Raw genomic sequence first — 8,160 nt, forward strand, 5'->3', positions numbered from 1 at the left:
CTTTGATGATTGCTGCGGATATTTACCGCCCAGCCGCCATCGACCAGTTGAAAACACTTGGACAGCAGATTGATGTTCCAGTCTTTGCACTTGGAACAGAAGTACCAGCTGTTGAGATTGTTCGCCAAGGTTTGGAGCAAGCGCAGGCCAACCACAACGACTATGTTTTGATTGATACGGCAGGGCGTTTACAAATCGATGAACTTCTCATGAATGAGCTTCGTGATGTTAAAGCACTGGCTCAGCCAAATGAAATCCTCCTCGTCATTGATGCCATGATCGGTCAGGAAGCGGCTAATGTTGCCCGTGAGTTTAATGCTCAGTTGGAAGTAACTGGTGTCATCCTTACCAAGATTGATGGGGATACTCGTGGTGGTGCGGCCTTGTCTGTTCGCCACATCACTGGAAAACCTATCAAGTTCACTGGTACGGGTGAAAAGATAACAGATATCGAAACCTTCCACCCAGATCGTATGTCAAGCCGTATCCTTGGTATGGGGGATATGCTGACCTTGATTGAGAAAGCTTCTCAGGAATACGATGAGCAAAAAGCCCTTGAAATGGCTGAGAAGATGCGCGAAAACACCTTTGATTTCAATGATTTCATTGATCAATTGGATCAGGTGCAAAATATGGGACCAATGGAAGACTTGCTCAAGATGATTCCAGGTATGGCTAACAATCCAGCCCTTCAAAACATGAAGGTGGACGAGCGTCAGATTGCGCGCAAACGTGCCATTGTATCTTCCATGACACCTGAGGAGCGTGAAAATCCCGATTTGTTAAATCCAAGCCGTCGCCGTCGTATCGCTGCAGGTTCTGGAAATACCTTTGTTGAAGTCAATAAATTTATCAAAGACTTTAACCAGGCCAAACAGCTCATGCAAGGTGTCATGTCTGGCGATATGAACAAGATGATGAAGCAAATGGGAATCAATCCAAATAACCTTCCAAAAAATATGTCAAATATGGGAGGGATGGATATGTCTGCCCTTGAAGGCATGATGGGACAAGGTGGAATGCCGGATATGTCAGGTCTCGGAGGAGCAGGCATGCCAGATATGAGCCAGATGTTTGGTGGCGGACTCAAAGGTAAAATCGGTGAATTTGCCATGAAACAGTCTATGAAACGTATGGCCAACAAAATGAAAAAAGCGAAGAAAAAACGTAAATAAAAAAGGAAAGCAGAAGTGCTTTCCTTATTATTATGTGACTATTAGTCCGTCTCGCTCCGTAAGGTGCGAGACAAATAAACCACCCGTTAGACATTATAGAGTATATTATTGTTGTTCAGGTAGAATAAAACAGAAGCAGAAACTATAAATACTTATTTTCATTTTATCGAAGTCTATTATCTTAGTTACACAATATATAAGTAATTTTACATTTACTAAATTAAAATATTATTTTAGTGTCAAATAGTCACTGTTGATGGTATAATTTAAGAGAAGTTTATATAAGGGAGTTTTTATTATGGTTATTAATAGTATTAATTTAGTTATACCCAACGATATTCAAAGGGGCTTAGTATCAGGTATATACAAACAATTTGGTTCTGTTATCAGAAATAATAAGGGACAGATTATTAAGCATCTCAAAGCTGTAGATTTTTCTAAAGATACTGCAAATAAATTAATCGGCAATAAGGCTATAAAAGTTGGACTAATAGGTGCAGGAGTTTTAGCTGTGGGAGGAGTTGGTTATTACAGTTATCGCAGTATGCAGATGAATAGTGTATCAAAATCTTTAATAAAGAGGTTAACTCAGTATTTAATTACCGCTCAAAAAGGAGAATTGACTGAAAAAGATATTGATAAGTTTTTAAATTTCTTAAATAAAAATGAATCTCTGCTAAAGAAATTAGAATTAGATACCTCTCTTGATGAATTATTTGAATTGGTTAAGACTTATACAGAGCAGTTTGCTGAAGCAAACAACTTTGTATATCATAATGAAACTAAAAGAAAAACTAATCATAACGACAAAATTATTAATCTAAAAGAGTATCTTAAAGTACAAAAGAACATATACAGTTCAGAAGTAATTTAGTTATTTTAATTTTATAATTTGAGATGCTAAAAAAGTTTCTATTCTAATTTCTGAAAATAATTTTTAAACAAGTATTTTCATTCAAATCATATTTTTTCAATTATAAATGATTTATCAGAATACGAAGTGGTGGAAATATTAGTAGAGTTCTGGTTAAGAAATATTCTGATGGAGTAATTAAACTGGCTGATAAATTCGACTATTTAAAAGATGAGTTAGAAGAGCTTACAAATTGGGTTTCTATTAAAGTTGATGGATCGTTTTGGACAAGCATTCACCGACGCAGCAACGCAGTTAAGTAAAGTAAAACAATATTACGAATTTTCTTGGGACGATGAAGCATTTGGGATGACACTGCCTTCAATGCATGGCAGGAAAATAGACAAATGAATATTGTCAAAGAATTTGCGACAGAGTGGGGACTAGATAGTCTACTACTTGCTAAATCACTGAAATCTTATGACTTGAAAAAGCCAGAAGAAATTCCATTCAGGGAAGATCTCGTAAAAACACTTGATGCAACTAAGGCAACAAATCAATTTGCAGGAAGCAAACTTAAACTCAACATGGAATTGAATAAAGTTCTTCCTCAATGGATGCAGGAAATGAAATTAAGATTTAAGTAAAAATTAAAATATCAAGATGATATTAGATTTCTTTTTAAAATCACTTTTTCATTTAGTTTTGTTAAGTGTAGAAGAGATTGTTAGATAATTATTAAATTATTTGGAGTTATAACTTATAAATAATAGAACGGAGTGAATCGTGAGAATAAGTAAAGTTGAGTATGTTTTTGCAGATAAAAACTTTAAATTTGAATTTAACAGTAATTCAGAAGAAGATAACAATACATATAGTTTGATACTAGGAAATAATGGGTCTGGGAAAAGTACTTTTTTTGAAGTATTATTAGGTAAATTTTCTGAGGAATATGACTCCAAGGAGCCATCATCAGTTGAACTTGAAGAAGGTTCTTTAAAAAAGATAATTTTATCTACTTATTCGCCATTTGATAGAATTAGCAATAAGACTTTGAGGGAAAGTAGCAGGGTATTTTTTAAAATCAAATCTAAGAAAAATGAAAAGAAAGTAGAAGAAGGAACGGATCAGAAGAATACGGAAGTTATTTATCCTATCCATACTCATGATAAAATAATTTCATTAGCGTGTAGCTCGTATTATAAATGCATTATAAAAAATGATAGACACTTTGCTAATGTAGAAAAAGCGGTGTCAAATTTACTTGAGTTAGATAGTTCTAATAAATTATTCCTTATAGAATCAATAAATCAAGCAAAGATTCGAAAACTTTTTTCAGATGCAATTTCATCATATAATAACGATGTTTATAAAAAAGTTCATGAAAGAATTTCTTATATCGAACAGAGTGAACAGATATTAATAAAATCCTTTGTGGAATTAATGTATAAGAGGAATGAATTATTTGATGAAATATATGGATTATTTAATGCACAAAAAAAGTCAGAAGAATACGAAGAAATAGTGGTTAATTATTTAAATACGGAATTTATACCACGGTTTTCAGATAAAAAAATAAAAACTGAAGATTATTATAAAAAAACGGATGAAGAATTTCTTAAATTTATTACAAGAGGACAATATTTTAATTATGAATTCTACTCATATCCAGATATCTTACTACGTGTTAAAAAGTTGGCAGATATAAGAGAAAAAATGTTTAAGACATTGGACAAATTAAATGAATTAGAGGATAAAGGGAAGTCGTATTTTACATACCATGGTTTAAATAATTATTTTTTTAAATTTGAACAACCAGAATCGTTTAGTATTTTTTTAGTTTTAGTTTATTTAAAAGAACTATATAAAAATATAAAATTTAATCACGGTAAAGATGTTAAATATGATGATTATTATAAAAAGTTACTTTCGGTAACTGACATAGAAGAATTTTATCAATCTAATTTTAAGGAAGATTACAAAATTCTAATGAATTTAGATTTTGATATTCTTGAAAAAACTAATAATTTTTTAATTGATGATTTAGTAATTTTAAAAAGTAATAGATATACTTCAATATCTCAACTAAGTTCAGGTGAGTTCTCAATATTTCTTCGTATTATGGAGATAAGTTTGTATATTGAGAATGATTCACTTATTTTAATTGATGAACCAGAAATTCATTTAAATCCTAAATGGATAAATCAATATTATTACATACTTAGAAAATGTTTCTCAAATTTAAATTGCCACTTTATAATCGCAAGTCAGTCTCCACTTATTGTAGGTATGTTTTCCAAGGATCAAATTTTTTATTTAGATGCAAATAATGAGGGAAATAGTGTTAGAAGTGTAAAGGAAGAAACATTTGCTGCTAGTATTGATAGTATTTTAAAATATATTTTTGATGTTGACTATTCAGATAATCAATTTATCCAACAAGAAGTAAGGAATATAGAAAGACTTTCAAAAATTAATTTATTGGAAGCAATAGATAAAATTGACAAGATAGCTTATGGGACAATTCAGAATAAACTCTTAGATCGCATATTAACAGAAGAAAATATTTCATATTACGAAGAGGTAATAGAAGAAGGAGGTGAATATGAGTAGAAAATATAAATTAACAGTATTGACAGCAGACATTAGTAGACTGCTTGAAGAGAGTAATAATGGCGTAGATAAATCTGTAATTCTAAATACTAATTTTGATAATTTGAAATTTGTATATTATAGACTCCCTAAGTTAAGAAAAATAATTGATTATTTATTAGATAGCAATATAAAAGAAGAGATTATTAAACAAGATAAATTCTTTAAATCTAATTATTTTAATTATCTTAAATTAAATATGGAATGTGATGTACCAGATAGTGTTCAGGAAATAATTACTTTTTATAATCAATATAACGAAGATTCTTATTTTAGTTATAAAGAAATGTATAACTATGTATTTAATGAAAGTAGTAAAAAATTACAAAATACATATGACTTAAAATTTGGAAATATTAAAGAATATTTTTCTCGAGGAACGTATTGTACTTATTGTTCTGTTTGTCAACAAAGAATAAATATTGGCAGTAGAGATTTAGATCATTTTTTAAACAAACAATACTTTCCTATTCTGTGTCTTATGCAGGAAAATTTAATTCCAATGTGCACGATTTGTAATAGAATTTATAAACAAACTGAATTACCTCAATTGCCGGTAGTCCATCCTTTCCAGGTTAAATTTCCTATTGAAAATATTCCTATTAGGTTAAAGACACTAACTGAGTTAGAAATTATTGATGCTGATCTACCTCCTGAATATATAAATTATATTAAGTTGATGGATTTGAAAAATAGACTAACTCATTTAGATATTAAAAAAAACTTAGAAGATATAATTTGGGCTGTTCAAGAAGAAAGTAGGAAACAAGTAACAAAAGGCATGAATTTTAAATCAGTATTGAAAATAGTCAATGATGTAATAACTGATTATATTAATAGCGAGTTACTAGTAATAGCGTCATATTTTTATATTAACACTAAAATATTAGAATCCATGAACAACTCGATATTCTCAAAAAGAATTGCCTGTAAAATTCACAGAGAAGTAAATAACTGAGCTTATTTTAGATAATTAATTCAAAATATATTAGATGTAATAAACACAAAAAAATCCGTAATAGTAGAGTTGTGAAACATAACCAGAATTAGATTTGTTTGTATTAGCAATTTTATAACATTATTACCTCAAAAAATTTCTGTAATAAGAGGAATATGCAGAAATGTCTATTGTAATGGCAAGTGTTAAACTTTCTGGAAAATAGTTATTTTTCGGAAAGTCAAAATGTTGTTATTTATGATATACTTATACTGAGTTTATATCTTTTGGATGTTCCAGGAACATGAACATTCTAATGTTTTATTTTCTAAGGAGGATGGATTTCAGTGGACTTTCCCAAATATTCATATCAACTCTAGCTGATAAGAGAAATCGAATCTCAAGGAGGTCCTTGAACTACAAAACTCTGTATCAATTTTAAATGATCCAGGTGAAATTTCTAGCTTTATTTGACAAACTATGAAAAATAAAGGAATAGTAATGAAACTAATTTATAGAACAAAAATTCATAGACCCAATAAATACGAACGCTTTCACAATGAATATTATCAAAAGGGAGATATTATTGAAAAATATACCATTTCTAGCACACGAGTACCAGGTCGTCTAGAAAAAGGTGAAACCAGAAGAAATGATTGTAAATATTTGAGTGCGTCTTGGCATATCCAAAATCCTAATATGCCACAATGGCTAAAACAATATATAGTTAATACATCAGAAACTCATATTGAAGACCTGATAAATGAATTACAGACAAATGGATATCGTGTGCATACATGTGATGATAAGCCTTTACTTATCTTTAAAGACAAGATTGTTAAAGTTTTTATCGATCAGGTATGGATAGATATTATACCTTTGATAAAATTATATTATAATAGGAAAAAAGTATCAGACAAATTACTCGAGCAGTTTGAAAAAGATTGGCTTGATCTTAATGTCTCTTATCAACAATTGTTAGATAAGCAAGAGGAAGCGAACTTACTCAAAAAAAACGAGAAATACGATAAATTTTATCAAAAATACTATGAATCCTACAACTCAGAAAAAGCAGCTGGTGAATTAAATAGATTTTTGTTAGGTATTATTTCTAATACAAAGGGTACTGAGAAGGAATATTTTTCACAATTACTGGAGAAGGTTCAAAAACAAGACTTAACGCCTGAACTTTATGCTGATATCTTAGCAACTATATTTTCTCAAGAAAAATCTAAGATTCACTAAAATGGTGTATTTCTATTTTAAGTATATATACTATCGTCACTCCTAAATAAATTTTGCTTCTACATCCTTAAAACAAAAAAAGCCCCACCATATTTTATTTCTGGTGGGATTTTTGGTGGGGAACCAATCAATTTTGATTTATTTTTAACCTTTTATAACAACTGAAAATGCTGTTAAATCAACCATTTCACTTCAAATCATGTTTATAAATCATTCCCACTCCACGGTTGCAGGTGGTTTACTTGTAATATCGTAGACGATACGGTTAACGTGGTCTACTTCGTTAACGATACGTACAGAAATTTTTTGAAGGACTTCCCAAGGAATCTTGGCAAAGTCAGCTGTCATACCATCGATAGAAGTAATGGCGCGAATGGCAATGGTATAGTCATATGTACGACCGTCACCCATAACACCTACTGAACGAACGCCTGTATTGACAGTGAAGTATTGCCAGATATCGCGGTCAAGACCAGCTTTAGCGATTTCTTCACGAAGGATAGCATCAGACTCACGAACAGTTTCTAGTTTTTCTTCAGTGATTTCACCCATGACACGGATAGCAAGTCCTGGTCCTGGAAATGGTTGGCGCCATACAATGTGGTCTGGCATGCCAAGTTCAGTACCGAGGGCACGGACTTCGTCTTTATAAAGAGTGTTCAATGGTTCAATCAATTCAAACTGCATGTCTTCTGGAAGACCACCAACATTGTGGTGTGATTTGATGGTTTGGGCTGTGTCTGTACCAGACTCAATTACGTCAGTGTATAGTGTTCCTTGAGCAAGGAATTTTACATCTTTTAGCTTGCTAGCTTCGTCATCAAAGACATAAACAAATTCATTACCGATAATCTTCCGTTTTTGTTCAGGGTCAGAAACGCCAGCAAGTTTGTCAAGGAAGCGTTTTGCAGCGTCTGCTTTGACGATATTCAAACCGAACTTACCACCAAGCATGTCCATAACTTGGTCAGCTTCTCCCTTACGGAGAAGACCGTGGTCTACAAAGATACAGATCAATTGATCACCGATCGCTTTTTGAAGAAGAACTCCAACAACAGAAGAGTCAACACCACCTGATAGACCGAGAAGAACACGTTTGTCACCTACAGTTTCACGGATTTTCTTGATCTGCATATCGATAAAGTTGTCCATTGACCAATCACCCTTAGCCTGACAGATGTTAAGGGCAAAGTTACGAAGGATATCATTTCCGTATACAGAATGGCGAACTTCTGGGTGGAATTGGATACCATAGATGTGCTTGTCAGGGTTTTCAATAGCTGCATAAGGACAGTCAG

General features: G+C 31.8%; 7 protein-coding genes and 1 pseudogene. 7 read left to right on the forward strand and 1 reads right to left on the reverse strand.

Translation table 11 applies throughout. The features are described from left to right. The 7 genes and pseudogenes from GMD4S_RS06300 to GMD4S_RS06325 all read left to right on the forward strand — a co-directional run. Positions 1–1,175: signal recognition particle protein (locus GMD4S_RS06300; protein ID WP_000674945.1), on the forward strand; the 1,175-nt coding region annotated here is incomplete at its 5' end. Positions 1,176–1,473: 298 nt separating this feature from the next. After that, positions 1,474–2,049 (forward strand): hypothetical protein, encoded by a 576-nt coding sequence (locus tag GMD4S_RS06305; RefSeq protein ID WP_000236455.1) that lies wholly within the window; start codon positions 1,474–1,476, stop codon positions 2,047–2,049. 386 nt (positions 2,050–2,435) lie between these two features. Beyond that, positions 2,436–2,675, forward strand: coding sequence for a hypothetical protein (locus tag GMD4S_RS06310; protein WP_001028361.1), 240 nt, complete (start codon positions 2,436–2,438; stop codon positions 2,673–2,675). Between the two features lie 139 nt (positions 2,676–2,814). Beyond that, entirely contained in the window at positions 2,815–4,641 is a 1,827-nt protein-coding gene (locus GMD4S_RS06315) for an AAA family ATPase (protein ID WP_001222859.1), read from the forward strand. After that, positions 4,634–5,638, forward strand: a complete 1,005-nt coding sequence (locus GMD4S_RS06320; protein ID WP_000088502.1) for a hypothetical protein — start codon at positions 4,634–4,636, stop codon at positions 5,636–5,638. The genes GMD4S_RS06315 and GMD4S_RS06320 overlap by 8 nt, the downstream gene beginning before the upstream one ends. 310 nt (positions 5,639–5,948) lie before the next feature. Further along, positions 5,949–6,059: pseudogene (locus GMD4S_RS13970) on the forward strand (IS30 family transposase); the annotation flags it as partial. Between the two features lie 59 nt (positions 6,060–6,118). Further along, on the forward strand, positions 6,119–6,862 hold the full coding sequence (locus GMD4S_RS06325) for a hypothetical protein (RefSeq protein WP_000767870.1): 744 nt from the start codon (positions 6,119–6,121) through the stop codon (positions 6,860–6,862). A gap of 210 nt (positions 6,863–7,072) precedes the next feature. Here the strand turns inward: GMD4S_RS06325 and guaA are convergent. Next, on the reverse strand, positions 7,073–8,160 hold a 1,088-nt coding region (gene guaA, locus GMD4S_RS06330), incomplete at its 5' end, for a glutamine-hydrolyzing GMP synthase (RefSeq protein ID WP_001184358.1).

The sequence above is a fragment of the Streptococcus sp. GMD4S genome (assembly GCF_000296955.1).

Coding starts and splice junctions, on each gene's coding strand:
- GMD4S_RS06305 (WP_000236455.1), top strand. CDS start 1,474: ATGGTTATTAATAGTATTAATTTAGTTATACCCAACGATATTCAAAGG.
- GMD4S_RS06310 (WP_001028361.1), top strand. CDS start 2,436: ATGAATATTGTCAAAGAATTTGCGACAGAGTGGGGACTAGATAGTCTA.
- GMD4S_RS06320 (WP_000088502.1), top strand. CDS start 4,634: ATGAGTAGAAAATATAAATTAACAGTATTGACAGCAGACATTAGTAGA.
- GMD4S_RS06325 (WP_000767870.1), top strand. CDS start 6,119: ATGAAACTAATTTATAGAACAAAAATTCATAGACCCAATAAATACGAA.